This is a genomic window from Pseudomonas sp. ACN5, from assembly GCF_002303975.1.
GTDB lineage: Bacteria > Pseudomonadota > Gammaproteobacteria > Pseudomonadales > Pseudomonadaceae > Aquipseudomonas > Aquipseudomonas laurylsulfatiphila.
Map to the genome: position 1 here is coordinate 78138 of NZ_MRCP01000017.1, position 25247 is coordinate 103384.

29 protein-coding genes are annotated in these 25247 nt (G+C 62.0%); 11 read left to right on the top strand and 18 right to left on the bottom strand.

All coding sequences use genetic code 11. The features are described from left to right. Positions 1–38: 38 nt before the first annotated feature. Positions 39–1016 carry a 5'/3'-nucleotidase SurE gene (gene surE, locus BSF40_RS26030; RefSeq protein WP_095967417.1) on the top strand — a complete coding sequence of 326 codons (978 nt, stop codon included), beginning with the start codon at positions 39–41 and terminating at the stop codon, positions 1014–1016. A 626-nt stretch (positions 1017–1642) separates the two neighbouring features. Here surE and BSF40_RS26040 read toward each other — a convergent pair. From BSF40_RS26040 to BSF40_RS26060, 4 genes are all read right to left on the bottom strand, one after another. After that, on the bottom strand, positions 1643–2101 hold the full coding sequence (locus tag BSF40_RS26040; protein ID WP_095967419.1) for a transposase: 459 nt from the start codon (positions 2099–2101) through the stop codon (positions 1643–1645). A gap of 271 nt (positions 2102–2372) precedes the next feature. Further along, positions 2373–3488: a 3,4-dihydroxy-2-butanone-4-phosphate synthase gene (locus tag BSF40_RS26050; protein WP_095967421.1), complete on the bottom strand. Its 1116-nt coding sequence runs from the start codon at positions 3486–3488 to the stop codon at positions 2373–2375. Next, positions 3485–4411 carry an alpha/beta hydrolase gene (locus tag BSF40_RS26055; protein ID WP_095967422.1) on the bottom strand — a complete coding sequence of 309 codons (927 nt, stop codon included), beginning with the start codon at positions 4409–4411 and terminating at the stop codon, positions 3485–3487. Before BSF40_RS26055 ends, BSF40_RS26050 begins: the two co-directional genes overlap by 4 nt. Then, entirely contained in the window at positions 4398–5237 is an 840-nt protein-coding gene (locus BSF40_RS26060) for an SDR family NAD(P)-dependent oxidoreductase (protein WP_095967423.1), read from the bottom strand. The genes BSF40_RS26055 and BSF40_RS26060 overlap by 14 nt, the downstream gene beginning before the upstream one ends. A 146-nt stretch (positions 5238–5383) precedes the next feature. Here BSF40_RS26060 and BSF40_RS26065 point away from each other — a divergent pair, with 146 nt between their 5' ends. From BSF40_RS26065 to BSF40_RS32790, 4 genes are all read left to right on the top strand, one after another. Continuing rightward, positions 5384–6427 carry a Rieske 2Fe-2S domain-containing protein gene (locus BSF40_RS26065; RefSeq protein ID WP_095967424.1) on the top strand — a complete coding sequence of 348 codons (1044 nt, stop codon included), beginning with the start codon at positions 5384–5386 and terminating at the stop codon, positions 6425–6427. Between the two features lie 136 nt (positions 6428–6563). Further along, positions 6564–7694 carry a helix-turn-helix transcriptional regulator gene (locus BSF40_RS26070; RefSeq protein ID WP_095967425.1) on the top strand — a complete coding sequence of 377 codons (1131 nt, stop codon included), beginning with the start codon at positions 6564–6566 and terminating at the stop codon, positions 7692–7694. 87 nt (positions 7695–7781) lie between these two features. Next, on the top strand, positions 7782–8330 hold the full coding sequence (gene nudE, locus BSF40_RS26075) for an ADP compounds hydrolase NudE (protein ID WP_095967426.1): 549 nt from the start codon (positions 7782–7784) through the stop codon (positions 8328–8330). Between the two features lie 347 nt (positions 8331–8677). Then, positions 8678–8845 (top strand): hypothetical protein, encoded by a 168-nt coding sequence (locus tag BSF40_RS32790; protein WP_007976884.1) that lies wholly within the window; start codon positions 8678–8680, stop codon positions 8843–8845. A gap of 65 nt (positions 8846–8910) precedes the next feature. Here BSF40_RS32790 and dmpG read toward each other — a convergent pair whose 3' ends face one another. From dmpG to BSF40_RS26095, 4 genes are read right to left on the bottom strand one after another with little or no spacing between them, the layout of a single operon-like run. Continuing rightward, on the bottom strand, positions 8911–9945 hold the full coding sequence (gene dmpG / locus BSF40_RS26080; RefSeq protein WP_095967427.1) for a 4-hydroxy-2-oxovalerate aldolase: 1035 nt from the start codon (positions 9943–9945) through the stop codon (positions 8911–8913). Positions 9946–9958: 13 nt separating this feature from the next. Continuing rightward, positions 9959–10867, bottom strand: a complete 909-nt coding sequence (locus BSF40_RS26085) for an acetaldehyde dehydrogenase (acetylating) (protein ID WP_095967428.1) — start codon at positions 10865–10867, stop codon at positions 9959–9961. Positions 10868–10885: 18 nt separating this feature from the next. Beyond that, positions 10886–11677 (bottom strand): fumarylacetoacetate hydrolase family protein, encoded by a 792-nt coding sequence (locus tag BSF40_RS26090; RefSeq protein WP_095967429.1) that lies wholly within the window; start codon positions 11675–11677, stop codon positions 10886–10888. After that, on the bottom strand, positions 11674–12516 hold the full coding sequence (locus BSF40_RS26095) for an alpha/beta fold hydrolase (RefSeq protein WP_095967430.1): 843 nt from the start codon (positions 12514–12516) through the stop codon (positions 11674–11676). The genes BSF40_RS26090 and BSF40_RS26095 overlap by 4 nt, the downstream gene beginning before the upstream one ends. A 273-nt stretch (positions 12517–12789) precedes the next feature. Here BSF40_RS26095 and BSF40_RS26100 point away from each other — a divergent pair, with 273 nt between their 5' ends. Next, entirely contained in the window at positions 12790–13566 is a 777-nt protein-coding gene (locus BSF40_RS26100) for an SDR family oxidoreductase (RefSeq protein WP_095967431.1), read from the top strand. Between the two features lie 13 nt (positions 13567–13579). After that, positions 13580–14074 carry an SRPBCC family protein gene (locus BSF40_RS26105; RefSeq protein ID WP_095967432.1) on the top strand — a complete coding sequence of 165 codons (495 nt, stop codon included), beginning with the start codon at positions 13580–13582 and terminating at the stop codon, positions 14072–14074. Positions 14075–14381: 307 nt separating this feature from the next. Here the strand turns inward: BSF40_RS26105 and BSF40_RS26115 are convergent, their stop codons facing one another. From BSF40_RS26115 to BSF40_RS26145, 7 genes are read right to left on the bottom strand one after another with little or no spacing between them, the layout of a single operon-like run. After that, the gene (locus BSF40_RS26115; protein ID WP_095967433.1) at positions 14382–14816 is read right to left on the bottom strand and encodes a nuclear transport factor 2 family protein; all 435 of its coding nucleotides are present in this window, start codon (positions 14814–14816) and stop codon (positions 14382–14384) included. Then, positions 14813–15202, bottom strand: coding sequence for a steroid Delta-isomerase (locus tag BSF40_RS26120; protein ID WP_095967434.1), 390 nt, complete (start codon positions 15200–15202; stop codon positions 14813–14815). The genes BSF40_RS26115 and BSF40_RS26120 overlap by 4 nt, the downstream gene beginning before the upstream one ends. After that, entirely contained in the window at positions 15203–16405 is a 1203-nt protein-coding gene (locus tag BSF40_RS26125; protein ID WP_095967435.1) for an acetyl-CoA C-acyltransferase, read from the bottom strand. Between the two features lie 29 nt (positions 16406–16434). After that, positions 16435–16893 (bottom strand): MaoC family dehydratase, encoded by a 459-nt coding sequence (locus BSF40_RS26130; protein WP_095967436.1) that lies wholly within the window; start codon positions 16891–16893, stop codon positions 16435–16437. A gap of 2 nt (positions 16894–16895) precedes the next feature. After that, positions 16896–17678 (bottom strand): SDR family oxidoreductase, encoded by a 783-nt coding sequence (locus BSF40_RS26135; RefSeq protein ID WP_095967437.1) that lies wholly within the window; start codon positions 17676–17678, stop codon positions 16896–16898. Between the two features lie 13 nt (positions 17679–17691). Continuing rightward, positions 17692–18885: an acyl-CoA dehydrogenase family protein gene (locus BSF40_RS26140; RefSeq protein WP_095967438.1), complete on the bottom strand. Its 1194-nt coding sequence runs from the start codon at positions 18883–18885 to the stop codon at positions 17692–17694. Next, positions 18882–20054: an acyl-CoA dehydrogenase family protein gene (locus BSF40_RS26145; protein WP_095967467.1), complete on the bottom strand. Its 1173-nt coding sequence runs from the start codon at positions 20052–20054 to the stop codon at positions 18882–18884. The genes BSF40_RS26140 and BSF40_RS26145 overlap by 4 nt, the downstream gene beginning before the upstream one ends. 172 nt (positions 20055–20226) lie before the next feature. On the opposite strand from BSF40_RS26145, the gene BSF40_RS26150 reads away from it, so the two are divergent. Then, positions 20227–20871: a YceH family protein gene (locus tag BSF40_RS26150; RefSeq protein WP_095967439.1), complete on the top strand. Its 645-nt coding sequence runs from the start codon at positions 20227–20229 to the stop codon at positions 20869–20871. A 476-nt stretch (positions 20872–21347) separates the two neighbouring features. Here the strand turns inward: BSF40_RS26150 and BSF40_RS26155 are convergent, their stop codons facing one another. Together BSF40_RS26155 and BSF40_RS26160 are read right to left on the bottom strand one after the other, a co-directional pair. Beyond that, on the bottom strand, positions 21348–21866 hold the full coding sequence (locus BSF40_RS26155) for a cupin domain-containing protein (protein ID WP_095967440.1): 519 nt from the start codon (positions 21864–21866) through the stop codon (positions 21348–21350). 9 nt (positions 21867–21875) lie between these two features. Next, complete coding sequence (locus BSF40_RS26160; protein WP_015094240.1) at positions 21876–22694, bottom strand: shikimate 5-dehydrogenase; 819 nt, start codon at positions 22692–22694, stop codon at positions 21876–21878. A gap of 246 nt (positions 22695–22940) precedes the next feature. Between BSF40_RS26160 and BSF40_RS26165 the strand changes: the two genes are divergently transcribed. The 3 genes from BSF40_RS26165 to BSF40_RS26175 all read left to right on the top strand — a co-directional run bounded on the left by BSF40_RS26165 (position 22941) and on the right by BSF40_RS26175 (position 24045). After that, positions 22941–23306, top strand: a complete 366-nt coding sequence (locus BSF40_RS26165) for a hypothetical protein (RefSeq protein WP_015094239.1) — start codon at positions 22941–22943, stop codon at positions 23304–23306. Positions 23307–23543: 237 nt separating this feature from the next. Further along, positions 23544–23738, top strand: a complete 195-nt coding sequence (locus BSF40_RS26170) for a hypothetical protein (RefSeq protein WP_095967441.1) — start codon at positions 23544–23546, stop codon at positions 23736–23738. Between the two features lie 115 nt (positions 23739–23853). Continuing rightward, positions 23854–24045, top strand: coding sequence for a hypothetical protein (locus tag BSF40_RS26175; protein ID WP_095967442.1), 192 nt, complete (start codon positions 23854–23856; stop codon positions 24043–24045). Here the strand turns inward: BSF40_RS26175 and BSF40_RS26180 are convergent. Beyond that, positions 24042–25103, bottom strand: a complete 1062-nt coding sequence (locus BSF40_RS26180; RefSeq protein ID WP_095967443.1) for an AI-2E family transporter — start codon at positions 25101–25103, stop codon at positions 24042–24044. The genes BSF40_RS26175 and BSF40_RS26180 overlap by 4 nt on opposite strands. Between the last annotated feature and the right edge of the window lie 144 nt (positions 25104–25247).

The window sequence follows — 25247 nt, forward strand, 5'->3', positions numbered from 1 at the left end:
TGCTTTGTAAAATCCGCGCCTCCCACGGAAAAGTCCCCATGAACAAACTCCTCACCGGCGTCATTGCCTTGGCCAGCGTTGGCCTGTCGATGCAAGCCAACGCCCTGAACATCCTGCTGACCAACGACGATGGCTGCCGCGCACCCGGCATCGATGCGATGTACCGCGCCCTGACCGCTGCCGGACACACAGTCACCCTGGTCGGTCCGTTGAACGACAGCAGCGGCATCAGTGCCGCCAGCGTGGTCGTACCCGGCCAGGCCCTGGCGGTGACCGAACTGGCGCCGGGGAAATTTTGCGTCGGGCCGCCGCAAGGCTATACGCCGCCTGCCGGCAAGACTTCCGCCATTGGCACGCCGGTCGATGCGGTCAACGTCGGACTCGACGTGATCCTCAAGGACTCACCGCCGGACCTGGTGGTCTCGGGCAGCAACTTTGGCGAAAACGTCGGCCCGCTGACGCAGATGTCCGGCACCCTCAACGCGGCTGTGCGGGCGATGTTCAAAGGGGTTCCGGCGGTGGCGGTGTCCACGGCCATCGACATGGACCTGATCATCCGCGACCAGCAGGCCGGCTACCGCAAGACCCTCGGCGCGATGGACGACACGGCGCGCTTTGCCGTGAAGGTGATAGAACAGGCGAGCCTGGCCGGTACAGAAGCCAGACAGGCCTGCGCCAGGAGCAAACATCAGTGCGATTTGAACGTGCTGGGCCTGCCGGGTGTCAGCGGCCTGAACCTCAACTACCCGCCGCTGAAACCCGATGAGGTCAAGGGCGTGAGCTTTGCCCCGATCGGCAACTGGGACCGGGTGAACTTCACCTCACAACGTGGCGCCGACGGCGTGGTCCACGTCAACCTGGCCCCGCCGTCGACACCGACCGACGTCCAGCAAAAGGCCGATGCCTATCAACTGTGGCAAGGCCATGCAGTGATCACCGTGATCGACGGCAACATGACCGCACCGCAGACGATGCAGGATCAGGCGAAGAAGATGTTGCAAGGCATCAAGCCTTAAGCCAATGCAGATGGGGAGTACGCAACGCCTGTGAACCACCCCAATCACTGTGGGAGCGAGCCTGCTCGCGAAGAGGCCGGCACATTCAAAATAGATGTCGACCGACACTCCGCCATCGCGAGCAAGCTCGCTCCCACAGAGCTAGCGGGTGTACGCAATCTCTGCGGGTATCCAACAATCATTGTGGGAGCGAACTTGCTCGCGATGAGGCCGGCACATTCAAAATAGATGTCGACCGACACTCCGCCATCGCGAGCAAGCTCGCTCCCACAGAGCTAGCGGGTGTACGCAATCTCTGCGGGTATCCAACAATCATTGTGAGAGCGAGCTTGCTCGCGATGAGGCCGGCACATTCAAAATAGATGTCGAACGACACTCCGCCATCGCGAGCAAGCTCGCTCCCACAGAGCTAGCGGGTGTACGCAATCTCTGCGGGTATCCAACAATCATTGTGGGAGAGCTTGCTCGCGATGAGGCCGGCACATTCAAAATAGATGTCGACCGACACTCCGCCATCGCGAGCAAGCTCGCTCCCACAGAGCCAGCGGGTGTACGCAATCTCTGCGGGTATCCAACAATCATTGTGAGAGCGAGCTTGCTCGCGATAGTGGCAACGCGGTTACGGATCAAACCCATATCGCGTCCCACAGCGGATAATCGCCCAGCTTCCCCACCAATCCCGCGCGCAGCGGGTTGGCGACGACATATCGAGCAAGCTTTACCAGGTCGTCATCCCGCCTCAACGCCCGATCGTGATAGCCCTGCTGCCAAAGACTGCCTTTACGTCCGACGGACATGTTCACGGCTCGCGTACTCAATGATTTGGTTTTTTGCATCAGTTGACTGAGTGAGCACTGCTGCAGTTCGATCAACCAATGAAAATGATCGGGCATGACGACCCAGGCTAAAGAGTTCGCCCAGTATTGTTCCTGTGCATATTGAAATTGCTTGACGACCAGCCTGCCCAAACCGAAATCCTTGAAAACCGGTTCTCGGCCCAGCGTGTTGCTCGTCAGCAGGTAAATCCTGTTGGGTTCAGGATAGCGGCCTGTGCGCAGGCGATGTGAGGCGGGTAAATCCGGCATTCCTTTGCCCTCTACAGGGTGAGTTCAGGAGAAAGGCTAGACCGGTGGATGCTTGAGAGTTGGGTCAGCTTTTGACTGGATGTGTCTGATAGATCGTCATCGCGAGCAAGCTCGCTCCCACAGGGTTTGTGGGTGTACACAAAATACGCAACCAACCGAAATTACTGTGGGAGCGAGCTTGCTCGCGAAGAGGCCGGCACATTCAACATGGATGTTGACTGACCGACCGCCTTCGCGAGCAGGCTCGCTCCCACAGGTTCAGGTGTTGGCTTCAGACTAGCGGCTGGAACGGCACGAACTCGGTCACTTCCAGATCGAAACCGGACACGGCCTTGTAGGGCACCGGCGAGCTCATCAAGCGCATCTTGCGCACGTTCTGGTCGCGCAGGATCTGCGCGCCGATACCCAAGGTCCGTTGCGGAAACTGTGGTGTGCGCGGCTTGCCGCCGCTGCGCTGGCGCAATTGTTCGAGCACGCCCTCGGCGGATTCCTTTTGCGCCAGCAGCACCAGTACGCCGTTACCGGCAGCGGCGATGCTCGCCAGCGAGCGTTCGAGGGTCCACTGCTGTGTCCCGCCTTCGCTTTCACACCCCAGCACGTCACGCAACGTCTCGATGCTTTGCACCCGCACCAGCACCGGTTGCGAGCTGTCGATCCGGCCCTTGACCAGTGCCAGGTGCAACGCGCCCTGGTAGGTGTCCTGATAGGTCGTCACCTGGAACTCGCCGTGGCGAGTCTGCAATGGATACTCACCGCCGCGCTCGATCGTGCCCTCATGCAGGATGCGGTAGTGAATCAGGTCGGCGATGGTGCCGATCCGCAAGCCATGACGCTGGGCGAACTCATGCAACTCGGCACCACGGGCCAGTTCGCCGTCCTCGTTGAGAATGCCCACCAGGGTGGCCGCCGGTTGCCGCCCTGCCAGCCGTGTCAGGTCGCAAGCGGCCTCGACATGACCGGTGCGCTGCATCACGCCACCAGGCAAGGCTTGCACCGGGAAGATATGCCCCGGTTGCACCAGGTCCGCCGGTACGCTGGCCGGGTCGACCGCCACCTGGATCGACCGCGCCCGGTCCGCCGCCGAGATGCCGGTGGACACCCCGGTGGCGGCTTCGATCGAGCGGGTAAACCCCACGCCATGCTGCGCCCGGGAGTTGGGCACCATCAGGTCCAGGCCCAGCGCGCGGCAGCGCTGCTCGGTCAAGGCCAGGCAAATCAGCCCGCGTGCCTGCACCGCCATGAAGGTGACGGCCTCGGCCCCGGCCTGTTCGGCGGCCATCAGCAGCGAGCCTTCGCCGTTGTGTTCATCGTCGGTAATCACCACCATTTGACCGGCGCCGATGGCCTCGATCAGTTGCGGCACCGTGTTGAAAGTCAGGCCGCTCATTTGAGTGCTCCACGCAAATCGGCGCAAGCATCTGTCAACGCTTGTGCTGCTGCTTCAACAAACGGCGCCATGCTGATAAAGCCGTGGATCATGCCTTCGTAACGCTGCACGCGCACCGCCACACCGGCTTCGCGCAGGCACTCGACCAACGCTTCGCCCTCGTCCCGCAGCGGATCGAACCCGGCGGTGAACAATGTGGTCGGCGGCAAGCCTGCCAGGCTTTCGGCTCGCAATGGCGAGGCCAACGGATCATCCGCTTGTCCATCCTCTTGCAGGTATTGCTGCCAGAACCAGCGCATCGCCTTGGCGGAAAGCAGGTAACTTTCGGCGAATGCCTCGAAGGACTGACTGTCGCATCCGGCATCGGTGACCGGGTAGAACAGGCACTGATAGCTGATCTTCGGTCCCTTGCCTTGCGCCGCCAGCTGGCTGACCGCCAGCGCCAGATTGCCACCGGCGCTGTCGCCGGCCACGGCCAGCCGGCTGCCATCGACGCGCAGTTCAGCCGCGTGCTCAACCAGCCAGCAGGTGGCCGCATAGCAATCGAGGGGCGCCGCCGGGAACGGGTGTTCCGGGGCCAATCGATAAGCCACGGACACCACCACCGCCTCGGTCTGGCGCGCCAGCGAACGGCAAAGATTATCGTGGGTATCGAGATTGCCCATGACAAATCCGCCGCCATGGAAATACACCAGCAACGGCAGGTCGGGCGCTTGCGATGGCCGGTACAGCCGTGCATCCAGATCACCGTCCGCGCCGGCCACTTTCAGATCGCGCACCTCGCTCATCGGATCGCCGGGGATGGCCGGCAGCAGGTTATCGGAGAACTGCCGGTACTGAGCGGCATCGACCTGGCTGAAATCGGGTTCCGGGAGGTCGCGAAATTGCTGGAGAACCCCGGCGATCTGCTTATCGAGCGGCATGGGCATCGTCCTCTACGTCGGTCATTTGAAATTGCGGATTGGTCTCGCCCAGGATGCTTTGTACCCGCCGCTCGAGGGCCGGTTTGAAACCCTTGTGGGGCAGGATCCAGAAGCGTTTTTGCGCGACGGCGGCGAACACTAGCGCGGCCAGCTCCGCCGGGGTCATGCCCTGGCGAATGGTGCTGTCGAGCAGTTGACTGAAGTCGGATCCGGCGGTGTCCACCGCCTGGTTCGACGCCATGATTTCACTGGCCACCGGCCCCGGGCACAGTACCGAAACCGACACCGGCGCACCGAGCATGGCAAGTTCGTAATGCAGGGTTTCCGAAAGCGCGACCACCGCCTGCTTGGTCACGTTGTACGGTGCCATCAGCGGACTGCTGACCAGCCCGGCAAGGGACGCGGTGTTGATCACATGGGCTGCCCGGCCCTGACTGAGCAACAGCGGCACGAAACTGCGAATGCCGTTGATCACGCCGCCCAGGTTGACGTCGAGCATGCGCTGCCATTGCGCCTCGGTGATTTCCCAGCTGAAGCCGGTCTGCATGACGCCGGCGTTGTTGAACAGCAGGTCGACCCCGCCAAAGTGCTCGACAGCCCGGTCACGCAAGCGCTCGACCTGCTTCACCTTACCGACATCGGTGACGCAGGCAATCGCTTGCGCACCAGCGGCCTTCAACTCGTCGCACAGGGCTTGCAGGCCCGCCGCATCCCGATCCGCCAGCACCAGGCGCATGCCCAGCGTCGCCGCGTGCTCGGCCAGGCCTCGGCCAATACCACTGGCGGCCCCGGTAATCACCGCGACCGGCCCTTGTTCATTACTCATCGCCAACTCCTGCCATGGGTCCAATGGCGCCAGTAGAGCGGGCCTACTTAAAGCAGCCATCGTCCATTCAGACGATGCCCGCTTTTACAGGGGCGGCAGAATCCCTTACATGCGCCAACCCCGTGATCCCTTGGGAGAATAATAAGATGAGTACCCTGCACCGCATCGAAGCCAAACTGCTGGAAGACCGCTACGCCCGTGGCTGGCATTGCTTGGGCCTGGCTGCGCAATACCGCGACGGCAAAGCCCATCGCCTGGAGGTGTTCGGCACCCGCCTGGTGGCGTTCCAGGGTGAAGACGGTGAACTGCATATTCTCGATGGCTACTGCCCGCACATGGGTGCCGACCTGAGCACCGGTTGCGTTGAGGGCAACTCGATCCGCTGCCCGTTCCACGCCTGGCGCTGGGGCGCCGACGGCGTGTGCGATGACATCCCCTACGCCAAGCGCATCCCGCCACGGGCCAAAATCAAAAGCTGGCCGATCATGGAAGAGAACCAGCTGCTGTTCGTCTGGAATGACCCCGAAGGCAACCCGCCGCTGCCGGAACAACGCATTCCGCGCATCGACGCCTGCTACAGCGACGAATGGGCTGCATGGGAAGTCGCCGAATTGCAGATTGGCACCAACTGCCGCGAACTGATCGACAACATCGCCGACATGGCGCACTTCGGCACCGTGCACGGCGCGCCGGTCGATGAGTTCATCAACATTTTCGAAGGCCACCTGGCCACCCAGATCATGCGCGCGCGCAGCGAACGCCTGTCCGGCGACAGCGTGTTGACCACCGAAGCCACCTACTTCGGCCCGGCCTATCAGATCACCGAAATGAACGGCGCCATGAACGGCCAGCCGATCCATTCGATCCTGCTCAACTGCCACGTGCCGATCGATCTGGACAGCTTCACCCTGCGCTACGGCGTGCTGGTGAAAAAAATCCCGGGGCTCAGCGAAGAGCAGAACCAGGAAATGGCCAAGGCCTACGTGGCACAGGCCCAGGCAGCCTTCTACGAAGACGTGGCCATCTGGCACAGCAAGACCCGCGTCGACAACCCGCTGCTGTGTGACGGCGACGGTCCGGTTTATCAGTTGCGCCGTTGGTACGAGCAGTTCTACACCGACGTCCAGGCGCTGTCGGCGGATGTTGCCGAGCACAAGAAGTATGTCGTGCGCGCCAGCGAACGGGTCTGACGCCAGCGGCTTTTCGCCCGCCCAGGGCCTGATCGGCAGCCGCCTGTCAGGCCCTGAGCCCGAGCGTTGCAAGGAGTCGATACCGGCGCTTATTCTCGGCCACCGCCAACGCTAATAATAAAAACGGTTTTTCCCTATGCAGCAGAGCCTCAGCCTCGATACGTTCAGTGATTTGATCGGCAACCTCTATCAGGGGCCGCTGGAAACCATTCCCTGGGCGACGTTCCTCAATCAGCTCAATGTGCATCTGAACAGCAAGTACGTGACCTTCATCCTGCGTCCGCCCAGTGCCCACGTGGACGGTTTGATGGTCAACACCACCGGCACTTCGACCGAGGCGACCGCGTCGTACAACAAACATTTTTTCAGTCTCGACCCCTTTGTCGACCTGCCCAACCGCCAGGTCGTGACCCTCGCCGAGTTCGTTTCCAACGACGACTGGCAGAATTCCGAGTTCTACAAGAACTTCCTTGAACCGGTGGACGTGTTCCACATCCTCGGTGCCGACATCAACACCGTTGACGGCGCCCAGTGCCGCATTCGCATCAGCCGCGGACGGGACGACAAGCCTTTCGGCAACGAAGAAAAGGCCATGCTCACGCATTTCATTCCGCACCTGGAGCGGTCGATCAAGATCCACATGCAGCTCAACCGCATCGAAGCCGAGCGCAACCTGTACGCCGGCGCGGTGAACCAGATGGCGGTCGGCACGATCATCCTCGACGAGTCCGGCAAGGTGCTGCAGACCAACCAGGTCGCCGACCGGCTGATCCAGGAAAAGGACGGCATCAAACTGGTCAACGATGGCCTGCAGGTGGGAACGGCCCGGGACACCCAGGAGTTCCGCCGCCTGGTCAAGCAGTCGCTGCTGTCGCAAAAGAGCAGCAACCCGTCGGTGGTCGAAGCCCTGCGCGTGCAGCGCCCGTCCGGCAAAGCGGACCTGGGGATCATCGTGCGCTCGGTGCCTTTGACCGACTGGAGCGAAGGCAAGCAGTGCCCGACCGTGGTTATTTTCATCAGCGACCCGGAACAACAGTCCACCGCACCGCAGGAAATCGTGCGCGCGCTGTTCGACTTCACCCCGGCGGAAACCCAGCTGGCGATGCTGTTGGCCAACGGTCTGACCCTGGACGAAGCCTCGGAAGAACTGGGCATCAGCCGCAACACTTCGCGGGCCCACCTGCGCTCGACCTTCTCCAAGACCGGCGTGACCCGCCAGACCATGCTGGTGCGCCTGATCCTGCGCAGCGTGGCGACCCTCGGCTGACCCTCATTGCCGCCCTCGTCCGCTCGGACGATGGCGGCCCCCGTTGTACAGCGCACAGTGTCCTCATCCCAAACAGGGGACTGCCCCATGCGCAACTGCCCAACCATCCTCAAGACTGAACTGCTGGCGCAAAGCGGCCACTTTCAGATCGAAGCCCTGCACCTGCAATTCAGCAATGGCCAGCAGCGGGTCTACGAACGCCTGCGCGGCACCGGTTATCGCTCGGTGATGCTGGTGGCGATGCCCGATTCTGCGCATGTGCTGCTGGTGCGCGAATACGCGGTCGGTGTGGAAAAAACCATACTCGGCCTGCCCAAGGGCGGCGCCGAGCCCGATGAAGACTACTTGCAGGCAGCGCAGCGCGAGCTGAGCGAAGAAGTCGGCCTGCGCGCCGCACGCCTCACCGAACTGGGCGAACTGACCCTGGCACCGGGGCATTTGTGCCATCGCTACCGGGTGGTACTGGCCGAACAACTGAGCCCCTGCCAACTCGAAGGCGACGAACCCGAACCCCTGGAATGCCTGCGAGTGCCCCTGGCGCAGATCCCCGAACTGGTGGCCCGCGGCGAACTGCATGAAGCCAGGGCCATTGCTGCACTGTTCATGGCCATGGGCGCCCTCGCCCGAAGAACCTGACACCACACAGAACCTGTGGGAGCGAGCCGTCTCGCGAAGGGGCCGGTACCTTCAACATCCATGTCGCCTGACACACCACTTTCGCGAGCAGGCTCGCTCCCACAGAGGGTCACGGCCTGACGCAAATCCCGGGAACACCAAATAACCTTGTGGGAGCGGGCTTGCCCGCGAAGAGGCCGGCACAGCCAACATCCATGGTGCCTGACACGCCGCCATCGCGAGCAAGCTCGCTCCCACAAGGTGACGGGGCAGCTTCAAATTGATCGGCTAGTCCATTCGGACGAAGCCACTGGCGAACCGTCGCCATAACCTGTCTCTACAACAATAAAACCGTGTCGAGACCCACCATGCGCAAATCCACTTGTGCTCTATTCATCATCGTCTGTGCAGGCGCTTCCACCAGTCTGTGCCAACTGTTCAAAAACGAAGCCTATCGACCGACCACGGCGTATTTCAGCTGTGCGAGCACGGCGATCAATTGCTATCCACCGCTGGTACGTAATTTGTTGCCTTAAGCGCAAGATTTCACCGGCAATAAAAAAACCACCGAATCATCGGTGGTTTTTTTGCTTCCCCGGGATCAGGTCGGTAACACCCCCCTCGCCCGCGACAGAGTCAGCGCCAAGTCTTCAATCATGTCCTCCTGACCACCCACAGTCCCGCGTCGGCCCAGCTCCACCAACAGCTCACGCGCCGCAATCCCGTACTTCTGCTCAGCCCGTTTGGCGAACAGCAGGAACGAACTGTAAACCCCGGCATACCCCAACGTCAGCGCATCGCGGTCCAGGCGGATCGGCTGGTCCATCATCGGCACCACCAGGTCTTCGGCGACGTCCATGATCTTGTACAGATCGACGCCACTGTTAACGCCCATGCGCTCCAGCACCGCGACGAACACTTCCAGCGGCGTGTTGCCCGCACCCGCGCCAAGGCCCGCAACAGACCCGTCGATGCGTGCAGCACCGGCCTCGATGGCGGCCAGGGAGTTGGCGATGGCCATGCCCATGTTGTGGTGGCCGTGAAAACCGACTTCGGTCCCGGCATTCAGGCCGGCACGCAGGACACCGATCTTTTGCGTCACTTCATCGGGCAGCATGTAGCCGGCCGAGTCGGTGCAATAGATGCAATTGGCGCCGTAGCTTTCCATCAGCCGCGCCTGCTCCAGCAATTTCTCCGGGCTGACCATGTGCGCCATCATCAGGAAGCCGACGGTGTCCAGGCCCATCTTCGCCGACATGCCGATGTGCTGGCCGGATACGTCCGCTTCGGTGCAATGGGTCGCCACGCGAATGGTCGAGACCCCATGCTCATGGGCCATCTTCAGGTGGTCGAGGGTGCCGATCCCCGGCAACAACAGGGCCGAAACCCTGGCCTGTTTCATCTGCGGGATCACCGCAGCGAAGTACTCTTCGTCGCTGTGGGCCGGGAAACCGTAGTTCAGCGACGCACCGCCCAGGCCATCGCCGTGGGTGATTTCGATCAGCGGTACGCCGGCCGCATCGAGGCCGGTGGCCACCGAGACCATTTGTTCAATGCTGATTTGATGCTGTTTGGCGTGCATGCCGTCGCGCAGGCTCATGTCATGCAGACGGACGCTCTTACCTTGCAAATTCATGGCAATTCTCCACTCAACGGACGGGCAGTTGCAGGGTGCCCTTGTGGGCTTCTTCGGCGAACATCTCGGCCGTGCGCAAACCGGCGGCGGTCATGATGTCGAGGTTGCCAGCGGACTTGGGCAGGAAATCGCCGAGACCTTCGACCTCGATGAAGATCGACACCTTGCGCCCGTCGAACACCGGCCCGTTGATCAGCTTGTAGCCGGGCACATAGCGCTGCACCTCGCGAACCATGTCCAGCACCGAGGTTCGGATCGCATCCTGGTTCGGCTCGTCATCGGTCAGGCAGTGGATGGTGTCGCGCATCATCAGCGGCGGCTCGGCCGGGTTGATCACGATGATCGCCTTGCCGCGTCGGGCGCCGCCGATCTTCTCCACCGCACCGGCCGTGGTGCGGGTGAATTCGTCGATGTTCTGGCGGGTGCCCGGGCCGACCGAACCGGAAGACACGGTGGCAATGATTTCGCCGTAGCTCACCGGTTGCACCCGCGACACCGCCGCCACCATTGGGATGGTCGCCTGGCCACCGCAGGTGACCATGTTGACGTTCATCGCCAGGCTCGACGCGTGCTCCTTGAGGTTGACCGGCGGCACGCAGAACGGGCCGATGGCCGCCGGCGTGAGGTCGATCATGATCACCCCGAGTTCGTTGAGTTTGCGGCTGTTTTGCGCGTGCACGTAAGCCGAGGTGGCGTCGAAGGCGATGCGAATATCATCGTCGAGCACGTGCGGCAGCAAGCCATCGACACCGCCGGCGGTGGTTTTGATGCCCATTTCCCGGGCACGTTTCAGGCCTTCGGATTCAGGGTCGACGCCAACCATCCATACCGGCTCGATCCATTGCGATCGGCACATTTTCATCAGCAGATCGGTGCCGATATTGCCCGGGCCGATTATGGCCGCTCTGAGTTTTTTGCTCATGGGGTCAAACTCCAAAAGTCAGGCGCAGAAAGACACCCGGGCACTGCCCAGGCCATCGATGGTCAGAGAAAAACGGTCGCCGGCACGGGCCGGTTCCAGTGGCACCAGGGAGCCGGACAGGATGATTTCCCCGGCCTTGAACGGAATGCCGAAGGCGCCCAGGGTGTTGGCCAGCCAGGCCACCGCCGTCAATGGATTACCCTGAACCGCCGAACCCAGGCCTTCGCTCAAGGGTTCACCGTTCTTGAACACGCGCATGCGCAAGTTGGGCAGGTCCAGTTCGCGGGGGTCGACCTTGCTGTCGCCCAGCACGAATACGCCGCAGGAGGCGTTGTCAGCGACCGTGTCCTGGATGCGGATGCGCCAGTCGTGAATCCGCGAGTCGACGATCTCGAAGCACGGCATTACGTACTCGGTCGCGTCCAGCACATCGGCCTCGGTGATGCCGGGGCCGACCAGGTCGTGCTTGAGCTTGAAGGCGATCTCGCCTTCGGCACGGGGCTGGATCAGTTTGTTGGCGGACAGGGAAATTTGCGCATCGTCGTCGAACGACATCTGCCGGGTGATGAAGCCGAAATCCGGTTGATGCACGTTGAGCATCTGTTGCACCGCCGCCGAGGTCACCCCGATCTTCTTGCCGACGATCTGGTCGCCGGCCGCCACCCGACGCTCAATGGCGTACAGGGAAATGTGATAGGCGTCTTCGATGCTGATCGACGGCCAACGTTCGGTCAGCGGCACCAGGGTGGAGCCGCTGAGCAGCGCCTGATAAAGCTCTTCGCCGAACTCACGGCGCAATTGCACGCTCATCCGCGGGCCTCCTGAAGAAACGCCAGGCACTGGCTGTTGAAAAAGTCACGGTGCTCGACCTGGACCCAATGCCCGCACTCGCTGAGCATCACGAAACGGATTTTGCTGCAGTGCTCAAGCATGGTCAGGGCACCGGAGGACGGGCAGAACTTGTCGTTCATGCCCCAGAAACCAAGGATCGGGCACTGCAACTCCCCCAGGCGCGACGTCATGTTCGGCACCTGCATGGTCGACAGGACGCACACCGGCTGCTGATGCACCACGGCCACCCGCTCGTTGACCGTCTCGTCGCTGATCAGGCTTTCGTCGAACAGCTGCAGCGCCAGCAGGCGACGCATGCCCGCCGCGTCGTTCAGCTCACCCTTGGCGAAGGCCGCACCCATTTTCTGGATACCTTCCATCTGCAGGTAATACTGTTCCTTTTCCATCAGGCCACCGGGTGCCATCAGCACCAGCCGGCTGACACGCTGCGGTTGGTCAAGGGCCAGTTTGATCGCGATCGCGCCGCCCAACGAATTACCGACCAACACACAACGCTGGATGTCGAGGGCATCGAGCAAACCGCTCAGGGCCGCGACAAAGAAGTCCAGGGTGTAGAGGGTGTCGGGTTTGTCCGAGGCGCCGTAGCCTGGCAGATCCGGGACTATCACCCGGTAACCAGCCTCGGCAAACACCGGATAGTTCTGCTTGAAGTTGCTGTGACCGCTGGCGCCCGGCCCGCTGCCATGAATGAAGATCACCGGCTCGCCGTTGCCGCCATCCTTCCCGCTTATATCCACATAGCGCAGCTGCAAACCATCCGGCAGCGTAACGAAGTGCCCTTGCGCTGAAGCGCCCATAAGGTGTCCTCCCGGCCTGTTGTTGTAGCTGGATTATTCAGACGGGCCGGCTGCGCAACATCGTCCGACAGGACTACGCCCCTGCACCTGTAGGAGCGAGCTTGGTCGCGAAAAACGCCAGGACACCGCGGGCATCAGGTTTTACGCGTTATCGTTGACGTCCATCGCGAGCAGGCTCGCTCCTACACCGTTCCTAGTCTCATCGGACGTTGGATTACAGGGACCACAGACCTAGCATCGACGGCATTCCCGAGCGGCAAAAAGAGAATTCCCATGCTTGATCCAATGGACTTTCGCGGCAAAGTGGTACTGGTCACCGGCGGTGGCAAAGGTGTGGGTCGCGGCATCAGCCAGCGCTTTCTCGACTGCGGCGCCGAGGTGGTGATCTGCGGTCGCCAAGCCCCGCCATCCGTGCCTGCCAGCGGCGGACGCGATGCGCTGTTCGTGCCCTGCGACCTGCGGGACGTCGAACAATCCGGGCGCTTGATCGCACAGATCGTCGAGCGTTTCGGCCGCCTCGATGTGCTGGTCAACAACGCCGGCGGCTCACCGAATGCCGACGCGGCCACCGCGTCTCCCCGTTTCAGTGAAGCGATCATTCGCTTGAACCTGATCGCTCCACTGAACCTGTGTCAGCAGGCCAACCAGGTGATGCAGGCCCAGGCCGACGGCGGCGCGATCATCAATATCTGCAGCGTCAGCGCCACCCGCCCCTCCCCCGGCACCGCCGCCTATGGCGCGGCCAAGGCCGGCCTGCTGAACCTGACCACTTCGCTGGCGGTGGAATGGGCGCCGAAGGTGCGGGTCAATGCGGTGATCGCCGGGCTGATTCTCACCGAGCAGGCGGCCATGCATTATGGTGACGACGCGGGCATTGCCCGGGTGGCGGCGACCATTCCAATGCAACGCCTGGCGACCCCGGAGGACATTGGCGATACCTGCCTGTACCTGGCGTCGCCTTTGGCCCGTTATGTCAGCGGCGCGAACATCGCGGTGCACGGTGCCGGCGAGCGACCGGCGTTTCTCGATGCGGCACAATCCCATTCATAAGAGGACTTTCGACATGCCCGTAGCCAGCCACAGCGTTGTACTGAACCTCACCCAACAAGCCGCCTGGGCCAAACTGTGCGACCTGAGCCTCGCTCCGTATTACGTACCGGGCCTGACCGGCTGCCAGTTTCATCCAGGCGCAACGGAGGGTGTCGGCACCAGTCGCCGGGTGCTGCGCAAGGGCGGTCAGTATCTGGATGAAAGCGTGGTGCAGTGGCGCGACGGCACGGGGTTCGTGCTGCGGTTGCACAAGGGCGGCAATGACTCGCCCTTTCCGTTTCGCGAGGCGAGTTTCAGTTATGCCCTGCAAGCTGAAGGCGACACGACCCGCATCACCCTGCAAATGCGATACAGCCTGCGCGGTGGCAGGTTGGCAGAGTGGTTGCTGGCCAAGGCCTTCGACAAGGTCGTGAGGCAGATTGCGGAGAATCTCAAGGCGTACTACGAAACCGGCCGGACACAGAATGCGGATATGGCTGTCAGCACATCCAACATCAATGTTGCCTGACTTATCGCCATCGCGAGCAGGCTCGCTCCCACAGGGGGAATGGGGTTGTACGCTAATGCCAGGTTCACCACAAAAACTGTGGGAGCGAGCCTGCTCGCGATGAGGTCGGCACATCCAACATTGATGTCGCCTGACACGCCGCCTTCGCGGGCAAGCCCGCTCCCACAGGGGATTGGGGGGTTGCAAGTACCAGGTTCACCCTAAAACCGGTGGGAGCGAGCTTGCTCGCGAAGGGGCCGGAACATCCAACATCAATGTCGCCTGACACGCCGCCATCGCGAGCAGGCTCGCTCCCACAGGGGCCACCTCAGGAACGCGCCACTTCCGAGTGAGCAATAAAACGGGTGGCGACGATCTTCCATTGGCCGGCGATACGCTGGTAACGGTCCTGATAGAACCCACCCAACTGCCGCGTCGCCCCGCTCTCGCCATCCAGGTTGAAATACCACAGGGCCCAACGGCCCTGGGCCTGATCCTCGCCCAGCACCTCGATTTCCGGGTTGGCGCCATGATGCAGGTCGATCACCCGCGCATGGCAGGCCAGTTCGCGGTACAGCGCGACAAAACTGTCGCGCTCACGAAAGACCCCCAACGGACCGTAATCGATCAGCACTTCACCGTCGGCAAAGCAGTCGGCAATCACCTCGACCTGCTTGAGGTCGCAGGCATTGAGGTAGCGATGCTTGAGCTGGCGGATGTCCTCCAGCGCTTCCAGGCGGGCGATCCGTTGTTCCAGGTTCATGCTTCACCTCGCGCAGTTACGTTAACTTCACTCCAGTAGGCTTTCATCGAGCGGATCTTGCCGTCGGCATCGAACTCCATCACGTCGATCACATGCAGCGAACACGGTTGCCCGCCCCACTCCATGTCGACCCGGAACGGCATCGCCCCGCAACCGTTGAGCGTCGCGCGCACCGGGCCGGTCCGGGTTGCCGAGACGTTCATCGCCCCCAGCCCCTCACGATAAAAACGCGCGATGGTGTCGATGCCCTGCAACGGCGCCTGGCCGACCGGGTCTTCAACGGTGGCGTCTTTGGCGTAGAGCGCGAGGATGCCTTCGATGTCGCCGGCATCCACCAGCTCCACATAACGCGCCATGGTCGCCTGGATCTGCTCTGCGCTGATCATTCAGACCACCTCGAACAGGGCGGCGGCGCCCATGCCGCCACCGATGCACATGCTCACCACCACATACCGCAAACCGCGACGCTGGCCTTCGATCAGCGCATGGCCAACCATCCGCGCCCCGGACATGCCGAACGGATGACCGATGGAAATCGCCCCGCCGTTGACGTTCAGGCGCTCGGCGGGAATGCCCAGGGTGTCGCGGCAGTACAGCACCTGACAGGCGAACGCTTCGTTCAACTCCCAGAGGCCGATGTGGTCCATGGTCAGTCCGTGGCGCTTGAGCAGCTTGGGAATGGCGTAGACCGGACCGATGCCCATCTCATCGGAGTTGCAACCGGCGACGGCCATGCCGCGATAGATCCCCAGCGGTTCCAGGCCACGCTTCTCGGCCATTTTCGCGCTCATCAACACCGAGGCCGACGCACCGTCGGACAACTGCGAAGCATTGCCAGCGGTGATGAAACGCCCCTTGTCGCTCCACTGACCGCCCGGCCATACCGGCTCCAGCGCTTTCAGGCTCTGGAGGGTGGTGTCGATGCGGTTGCACTCGTCGCGCAGCAAGGTGACGGATTCATAACCGGATTCGCCGGTAGCCTTGTCGAACAGTGCCTTGCGGCTGGCCAGCGGCGCGAGTTCGCGGTCGAAGCGCCCGGCGCTCTGGGCCTGTGCGGTACGCAGCTGACTCTGGTAGCTGTACTCGTCCTGCTCGTCGCGGGAGATGCCATAACGTGCGGAGACGATCTCGGCGGTTTCGATCATCGGGATGTAGGCGTGCGGGTCCAGCTCGATCACCGAAGCCGACTGGTTGCGATAGAGGTTCTTGTGCTTGTTCTGCACCAGGGAAATCGACTCCAGGCCACCGGCCACGGCGATGTCGATTTCGTCGCACATGATGCCTTTGGCGGCCATGGCGATGCTCATCAGGCCCGACGAGCACTGGCGCTCGACGGCCATCCCGGCAACCGATGTCGGCAAACCGCCGGCGATCGCGCACAGGCGCCCCAGGTTGTAGGACTGCGTACCCTGCTGCGCGGCGGCGCCAATGATCACGTCGTCCACTTCACCCGGCTCGATGCCGGCGCGACGCACGGCTTCGCGCACCACGTGGCCCCCCAGTTGCGGCGCCTCGGTGTCATTGAACGCACCGCGAAAGGCCTTGCCGATCGGAGTACGGGCGGTCGAAACGATGACGGCTTCTTTCATGCTGGATTCCTCGAAAATGCTGTTGAAGGTCAGGCCGGGTAATAGCGACTGATGGTGTCGACCACGACGCCTGGACGTTCCTGGCCGTCGATGTCGACGCTGACGCGGATGGTCGCCTGCACGCCGCCCTTCACTTCCTCGACCGCGATCAATTGCGCACTGCCGCGTACCCGCGAACCGACGCGCACCACCGAAGGGAAGCGCACCCGTTCGCAACCGTAGTTGACGCCCATGACCAGGCCACGGACTTCGACGATCTGCGGCAGGAACAGGTTGACCAGTGACAGGCTCAGGTAGCCATGGGCGATGCAGGCGCCAAACGGGCCATCGGCGGCCTTGAGCGGATCGACGTGAATCCACTGGTGATCGCCGGTGGCGTCGGCGAACCGGTCGATGCGGTCCTGCTCCAGCAGCAGCCAGTCGCTGACGCCGAGCGATTGCCCAACGGCCTCAAACAGGGCCATCGGCGTCTCGAAAATACGTGGCATGGTCACGCCCTCTGGCTGGATACCGACAACACTTCGCCGGTCATGTAGGAGCTGTAGTCGCTGGCCAGGAACATCATCACGTTGGCCACTTCCCAGACTTCGGCGGCGCGGCCGAAGGCTTCGTTGGCGGCGAGTTGATCGAGCACCGCCTGGGGCGCGGATTTGCGCAGGAAATCGTGCAGGGCGATGCTCGGACTGACCGCGTTGATGCGGATGCCGTAGTCGGCGGCCTCGACCGCTGCACAGCGGGTCAGCGCCATGACCCCGGCCTTGGCCGCGGCGTAGTGCGACTGTTCTTTCTGCGCGCGCCAGCCCAGTACCGAGGCGTTATTGACGATGACGCCGGCACGCCGCTCCATCATTTTCGGCAGCATGGCGCGGGTCATGCGCATGGTGCCGGTGAGCGTCACATCCAGCACCCGGTTCCACTCCTCGTCGCCCATCTCCACCAGCAGGCGCGAGCCGCCGAGACCGGCGTTGTTGATCAGCACGTCGACACCTTGCAGGTCGCGCTCGGCGCAAGCGATCAACTGCTGCACCTGGGTTTCGTCGGCGACGTTGCAGACCTGGCCGAAGACCTGCTGCAACCCGGTGGTTTCGCGAATTTTCAGCACTGCTTCGGCCAACCGGCCTTCATGGATGTCGCTGATCATCAGCGCACGGCAACCTTCCTCGGCAGCACGCACGGCGGCGGAAAAACCGATCCCGGCACCCGCCGCCGCGGTGATCAGTACCGACTTGCCGCGCAGCAGGCCGCGACCTTCAACATATTGAGGTACAGACATGAACTCTCTCCTTTCAGGCGCGCGGACGCGGCTCTTTGGGCATGCCCAAGGCACGCTCGGCGATGATGTTGCGCTGGATTTCGTTGCTGCCGCCGTACAGGGTGTCGGCGCGGCTGAACAGGTACAGCGACTGCAAACGGGTCAGTTGGTAGGGCGCCGCTTCGAGCAACTCCGCTTCGGCGCCGAGCACGTCCATCGCCAACTTGCCGAGGCTGGCGTGCCAGGTCGACCAGAACAGCTTGTAGATGGTCGCCTCCTTGCGCAGCGAACCGTCCTGGCTACCCGAAAGCATGCGCAGCGAGTTGTAGCGCATGATCCGCAACCCGCTCCAGGCTTCGGCCAGGCGCTGGCGCAGGATCGGATCGCGGTCGGCGCCGTTGGCTTTAGCAATGGCGATGATTTCGTTGAGTTCGTTCTGAAACTGCATCTGCTGGCCGAGGGTCGACACACCGCGCTCGAAACCGAGCAACGCCATGGCGATCTTCCAGCCGTCGCCCGGCGCGCCGATGATGTTGGCGGCGTCGGTGCGGGCATAGTCGAAGAACACTTCGTTGAACTCCGAGGTGCCGGTCAGTTGCTCGATAGGCCGCACGGTGATGTCTGCCTGGGCCATCGGCACCAGCAGGAACGACAGGCCGCGATGGCCGACGCTGCCAGGTTCAGTACGGGCGATCACAAAGCACCAGTCCGATTCGTGGGCCAGGGAGGTCCAGACTTTCTGGCCATTGATCACCCATTGGCCGCTCGCCTCATCCAGCGTGGCGCGGGTCTTGACGTTGGCCAGGTCGGAACCGGCGCCCGGCTCCGAATAGCCTTGGCACCAGAACGACGTGCCGCTGACGATTCCCGGCAAAAAGCGCTGTTGCTGTTCGACCGTGCCGAACGCGGCAATGGTCGGCCCGGCCAGCCCTTCGCCGATATGACCCATGCGACCGGGGCCGCCGGCGCGGGCGTATTCTTCGTGGAAAATCACTTGCCGGGTGATCGACAAGCCACGCCCGCCATGCTCCGGCGCCCAGCCGACGCAGGTCCAGCCGCCTTCGGCGAGCTTGCGCTCCCAAGCTTTGCGCTCTTCGGGAAACATGTGCTCGTCGCCCGGACCGCCGCGAAAACGCAGGGTCTCGAACTCACCGCAAAGGTTGGCGCTCATCCAATCGGCCACTTCCTGGCGGAAGCGTTCGTCCTGTTCGCTGAAACTGATTTTCATGGCTGCTCTCCAAGAATCACCGAAGCAATGCGCTCGCGATGCCAGGCCGGTAGTCCGAGGAAACTTTCGCTGGCGCGGGCGCGCTTGAAGTAGAGGTGCGGGTCGTATTCCCAGGTGAAACCGACGCCGCCGTGCAACTGGATCGATTCGGACGCGCAGTGGAAATAGGTCTCGGAGCACTGCGCCTTGGCCAGCGCCGCCGCCAGCGGCAGTTCGGCCGCGACCTGCGGATCCCCCTGCGGATCGAGGACTTCCTGGGCCACGCACGCGGCGTAGTAGCTGGCCGATCGCGCGCATTCGACTTGCAGCATCATGTCCGCGGCGCGGTGTTTGAGGGCCTGAAAACTGGCAATCGGGCGCCCGAACTGCTGGCGTTCCTGCATGTAGGCCACGCTGAGGTCGAGCACCTGCTGCGCGCCGCCGGTCTGCTCGGCGGCCAGACCGATGCAGGCCAGTTGCAGGACCCGCTCAAGGTGCGGCCAGCCGTGACCGAACTCACCCAGCAGCGCGTCAGCTTCAAGGTACAGGCCCTTGAGCTGGATCCGCGCCTGGCGCCGGGTCTGGTCCATGGTCGGCAACATCTGCCGCTCGATGCCGGCTTGTGCCGCGTTCACGACAAACAGGCTAATGCCCTTTTCGCCAGTGGTTCCGGGTTGTCGTGCGGCAATGATCAATAGATCAGCGCCATGGCCGTCGAGAACATGCTTGAGGGTGCCATCGAGGATGAACCCGTCGCCTTCGGCCACCACCGTTGCCTGGACATCGTCGGCCGACCAGCCGTTGGCACTGCTGAACGCCAGGGTCGCCGTCACGCTGCCATCGGCGATCGACGGCAACCAACGCTGTTTCTGTTCATTATTGGCAGCCAGCAACAGCGCGGGTGTGGCCATGCAGGCGGTGGCGAAAAACGGCGAGCACAGCAAACGCCGGCCCATCTGCTCGAGCAGGATCGTCAGCTCGACAAAGCCGAGGCCAAGGCCACCGTAGGTTTCGGGGATATGAATGGCGGGCCAGTACATTTCCTGGCACAACCGCTGCCAGAGGGCTTCGTCAAAACCCCGTTCACTGACCATTGCCGCCCGCACGGCGGCAGAATCCGAGACATCGGCGAGGAAGCCCTCGGCCGATGCGCGGATCATTTCCTGTTCGTCGCTGAATGCAAACTCCATCGCGGCGCCTTCTGCTCGTTTGGCGGGGCGCGCGTGGCGCAACACCCCTTTGAGCATGAAGTCTGGCGCCAGCGGGACGCGGCAGAATCGTTAGCCTTGCCTAGTCCGAACGGGCGATGTCAAAGTGCGCTCACGCAAGTGAAAAACATGAATCAGCTAAGGATGCAGAACCATGAGCACTGAGCAAGAGACGACTTTCGACGAACCGCGGCTCAACAGTACGGAAATTCGCATTCTGGGTTCGTTGATCGAGAAACAGGCCACCAGCCCGGAAACCTATCCCCTGACCCTCAATGCCCTGGTGATCGCCTGCAACCAGAAAACCAGCCGCGAGCCGGTGATGAACCTGACGCCGGGCCAGGTCGGCCAGAGCCTGCGCGCGCTCGAAGGGCGCGGCTTCGCCAGGCTGGTGATGGGCAGCCGTGCCGATCGTTGGGAACACAAGGTCGACAAGGCCCTGGAACTGGTGCCGGCGCAGGTGATCCTGACCGGGCTGATGTTTCTGCGTGGCCCGCAGACCGTCAATGAGCTGCAGACCCGCAGCGGTCGCATGCATGAATTCGAAGACGCCGAACAGGTCGTGCATCAACTCGAACGCCTGATTGCCCGGGGCCTGGCCGTGCTGATACCGCGTCAGGCCGGCCAGCGCGAAGACCGCTATACCCACGCCTTGGGCGACCCGGCGGATATCGAGGCGATCATGGCGGCCCGGCAGAACCCGGTCGAACGTGGCAACAGCGGGGTTTCAGTAGAACGGATCGAAGAACTGGAAGCGCGGATTGCGGCGCTGGAAGAGCGGTTGGCACGGCTGGAATAGTCTGGATGATTGCCTGGCACAAAACCTGTGGGCTGGCTGACATGTGTGATTGACACAAACCTGTGGGAGCGGGCTTGCTCGCGAAAGCGGTTTGTCAGTCACATCAATGCTGGATGAGCCGACGCTTTCGCGGGCAAGCCCGCTCCCACAGTGGAGCTGTGGACCGACTGGCATTTGTGATTGACACAAAACCTGTGGGAGCGAGCTTGCTCGCGAAAGCGGATTGTCAGTCACATCAATGCTGGATGTGCCGACGCTTTCGCGGGCAAGCCCGCTCCCACAGTGAATCTGTGGGCTGACTGGCATGTGTGATCGACACAAAACCTGTGGGAGCGGGCTTGCTCGCGAAAGCGGATTGTCAGTCACATCAATGCTGGATGTGCCGACGCTTTCGCGGGCAAGCCCGCTCCCACAGTGAATCCATGGGCTGGCTGACATGTGTGATCGACACAGAACCTGTGGGAGCAGCCTTTGAGTTACTCCCCGTCCCAGTAATCCACCCCATCCGCCTGTCGGGCCACCGCTACAAATCCGGAAGCCTTGCCCTCGGCATCGACCGTGAAGTCATCCATCACGGCATATTTGCCGGAATCCGGGTACTCACAGATCTCCGGCGATTGCTGAGTGCTGACGGCCAGGTAACGCAACTCGCCATTGCTGGTATTGATGATCTGATGCGCCCTTTCAGGCCCGCCCGGCGGGCAGGCAATCACATCACCGGCGCGGATTGGAAAACGTTCGGATCCCAGGCGGACTTCCCCTTCCCCGGCCACGACGTAGAACATTTCCTCATTGACCCGATGACTGTGAAACGGGCTGCCACGCATGCCCGGCTCCAGCACATACAGGCGATAACCCAGCTTTTTCGCCCCCAGTTGCTGACCGACTCGGGCCTGGCGCTGTTGATAACGACCGGCGGTTTCACCGCTCGGCGCAAATGCTTCGGGCAGCGGTTCAAGCTCGACAGTGTTCAAATTGAGAATGGGCGGATGCATGGACACCTCTTAGCTGCGGGCAAACGCCACGGCCTTCTGGAATTGCTCATCCGTCGGCCGTACACCGGTATAGAGCACAAATTGCTCCAGCGCCTGGATCGCGATCACTTCCAGCCCGGTGATGACCCGCTTGCCTTCGGCGCGGGCACGCACGATCAGCGGCGTTTCCGAGGGGATCGCCACCACATCGAAGACGGTTTCCGCTTTTTCGATCACATCGCCCTCAAAGGCCAGTTGCTCGGCCTCCGGCCCTCCCGTCATGCCGATCGGGGTGACATTGACCAGCATCTGCGGGCGACGACTCCCCAGCTCTGCCTGCCACTCATACCCCAACGACTGCGCCAGTGCCTGCCCGGCGCGCTCGTTGCGGGCCACGATCAGGCCGTTTTCATATCCGCCATCGCGCAAGGCGCTCGCCACGGCCTTGGCCATGCCGCCGCTGCCGCGCAAGGCAAAGGTCGAGTCCTTGGGCACCTGGTGTTTTTCCAGCAACTGGGCCACGGCGATGTAATCGGTGTTGTAGGCCTTGAGATGACCGTCGGTGTTGACGATGGTGTTGATCGATTGAATGGCGGCGGCAGAGGCGTCGAGTTCATCCACCAGGGCAATGCAGGCTTCCTTGAACGGCATCGACACGCCACAACCACGAATGCGCAGGGCGCGAATGCCGGCGACGGCGCCCGGCAGGTCCTGGCTGGCAAAGGCCTTGTAGTAGAAGTTCAGGCCCAGTTGTTCATACAGATGATTATGAAAACGCAGGCCAAAGTTCCCGGGGCGCCCTGAAAGGGACATGCACAGCTGGGTGTCTTTGTTGGGGTTCATCTGCATGGCAAAGCTCCTTCAAATGCACTTTTCGGATGGACGGGATTAGCCGTCCATCGGGATCTGATCGATCATGAAAGCCTGGACGCACGGGCTTAAACAGGTCGGTAAGAAAGTCGGTACAGACCTTACACAAAATTTACCTGGCGGCCGTGCTGTTTTTCGAAAAAAAGCTGTCTTAGAAGTATCCCCGCGACAATCCCTGGGTCTATTGCAGGCACAGGCGCCGGGCTGAAGAACCGAGGAACTATCATGATCCGTAAAATCCCCACAGTAGCCTTGCTGATCGGCGCCCTCGCTATCACGGGACAGGCGCAAGCCCATGGTGGTGGTAATTACTGGCAGGGTCCGGCGGTGTTTGGCGCGATCGTCGGTACTGCCATCGTAGGTTCGGCTCTGATCAACGCCAACCGCCCGGTCTATGTCGCGCCGCAACCGGTCTACGCCCCGCCGCCTCCGGTTTATTACGCGCCACCGCCCCCGGTTTACTACCAGCCGGCCCCGGTCTACGTGCAGCAACCGATCTACTACCGCCCAGCCCCGGTTTACTATGGGCCACCCCGTGGCTACTACGGCCCGCCACGCGGCTACTACGGCCCACGACACGGCCGCTGGTAACGAAGACATCAAGCCCCGCTGAAACAGCGGGGCATTTTTTTGAGCCCGTTGGTCGGCGCAGGTCTGGATAAATCTCGCCAAGGTCGCTATCGGGACAGTGCGCCCGGCAGAAACGGGCAAGATGGACTCGACCGGTTTTGTGCCGCGCGGCGAAAAACGGTCATATTTTTGTCATGACAGATCCGCAAGCTCGGTGCTGTCCGTCGAAAACAGCTTGATAACAACAAGGACGACCACATGCCAACGCAAAACCCGCACCGCATCGTCGGTCTGTGCACCTCCAGCAAGGTGTACAACGCACTGACCGAACTCAAGCACCTGGAAGGTCATCGCAGCGCCAAGTTTCTCTCGCTGCTGACGCAAAACCTGGTGCGCAAGGGCCTGCTCAACGAGCAGGAAGTGGTGAACATGCTCGATCAGGTGGTCAGCTGACCGACCAACGGTCGTTTGCCCCCGCTGGCATCAATGACCACTATTGAAAGCGTTGATTACTCATCGAGGCACCCGGACCTTAAAGTAGCTCCACAGATTGATGGAGGTACTTGTCATGTCCCAGGTTCAGATCATGTCCGTTATCGGCAGCGCCGTCCCCGCACAGCTCAGAGAGCTGGGCATGCTCGCCTGCTGGTATCTGGTGCAGGACGGAGTGCAGATCAGCGGCCCGCTCACTTCGCTGCCCGCCGCCCGTGAACTGTCGCAACGCATCGGCACCGGCCAGTCCGGCAGGCTCAGCGCCTAGGGCAGCTGCACCCGCGGTTTGGTTTCGATGAAAATGTCCCAGCTGGACATGAACAGGGCCGCGATCAACGGGCCGATGACAAAGCCGTTCAGCCCGAAAATCGCCAGGCCGCCGAGGGTCGAGATCAGTATCATGTAGTCCGGCATCCGGGTGTCCTTGCCCACCAGAATCGGTCGAAGCACGTTATCCACCAGGCCGATCACGAAGATCCCGAACAATCCCAGCACCACGCCCTGCCAGATCGCCCCGGTGAGCAGGAAAAACGCCGCCACCGGCACCCAGACAATCCCCGCCCCCACCGCCGGCAACAGCGACAGAAACGCCATCAACACCGCCCAGAGCAATACACTGGGAATGTCCAGGAACCAGAAAATCAGGCCACCCAGCGCGCCCTGTGTGATCGCCACCAGCAGGTTGCCCTTGACCGTAGCCCGTACCACGCGATTGAACTTGAGCTGCAAACGACGTTTCTGCTGTTCCTCCAACGGCACCGCCGTACGCACCTTGCGCGCCAGTTCCGCGCCGTCGCGCAGGAAGAAGAACAGCAGGTACAGCATGATGAAGAAACTGACGATGAACTCGAACGTACCCTGGCCAAAAATGAAGGCCTTGGCGGCCAGTTCCTGTCCGCCGGTCATCGCACTCTTGACGATTTTCTCTCGCAGCCCGTTCAACTCGCCCATGCCGAAGCGATCCAGCAGATGCTGAAAATACGGCGGCAGGATGTGCTTGAACTGCGTCACGTACCCGGCGATGTCCAGTTCGCCGCTCTCGATGTTCTTGTAGAGCGCAACCCCCTCCTGGACCAGGAGGCTGCTGAGGACTATCACTGGCAGGATCGCGATCAACAGGCAGATGCTCAGCGTGAGCAGTGACGTGAGGTTGCGCTCCCAGCCGAACTTCAACTGCAGCCGCCGTTGCAGCGGAGCAAAGAGGATGGCGAGGATGACCGCCCAGAACACGGCGCCGTAGAACGGCAGCAGGATCCAGATGAAGGCGACGCTCACCAGGGCCAGAAGGATGGTCAGCGATCTGTCTTTCAGGGTTTCTTCGTTCATATTCGATCCATGCCCGCCGGGACGAAAAACTTGCGCCCTGATGTTTAGTCCGCTACGGCTCGCGCGAGTGCCATCTCTTTGTTGATCAGACATAGATCCAGGTCAATAAACGCTTGGCACGGGGCGTTTACCCTGCGCGGCTTT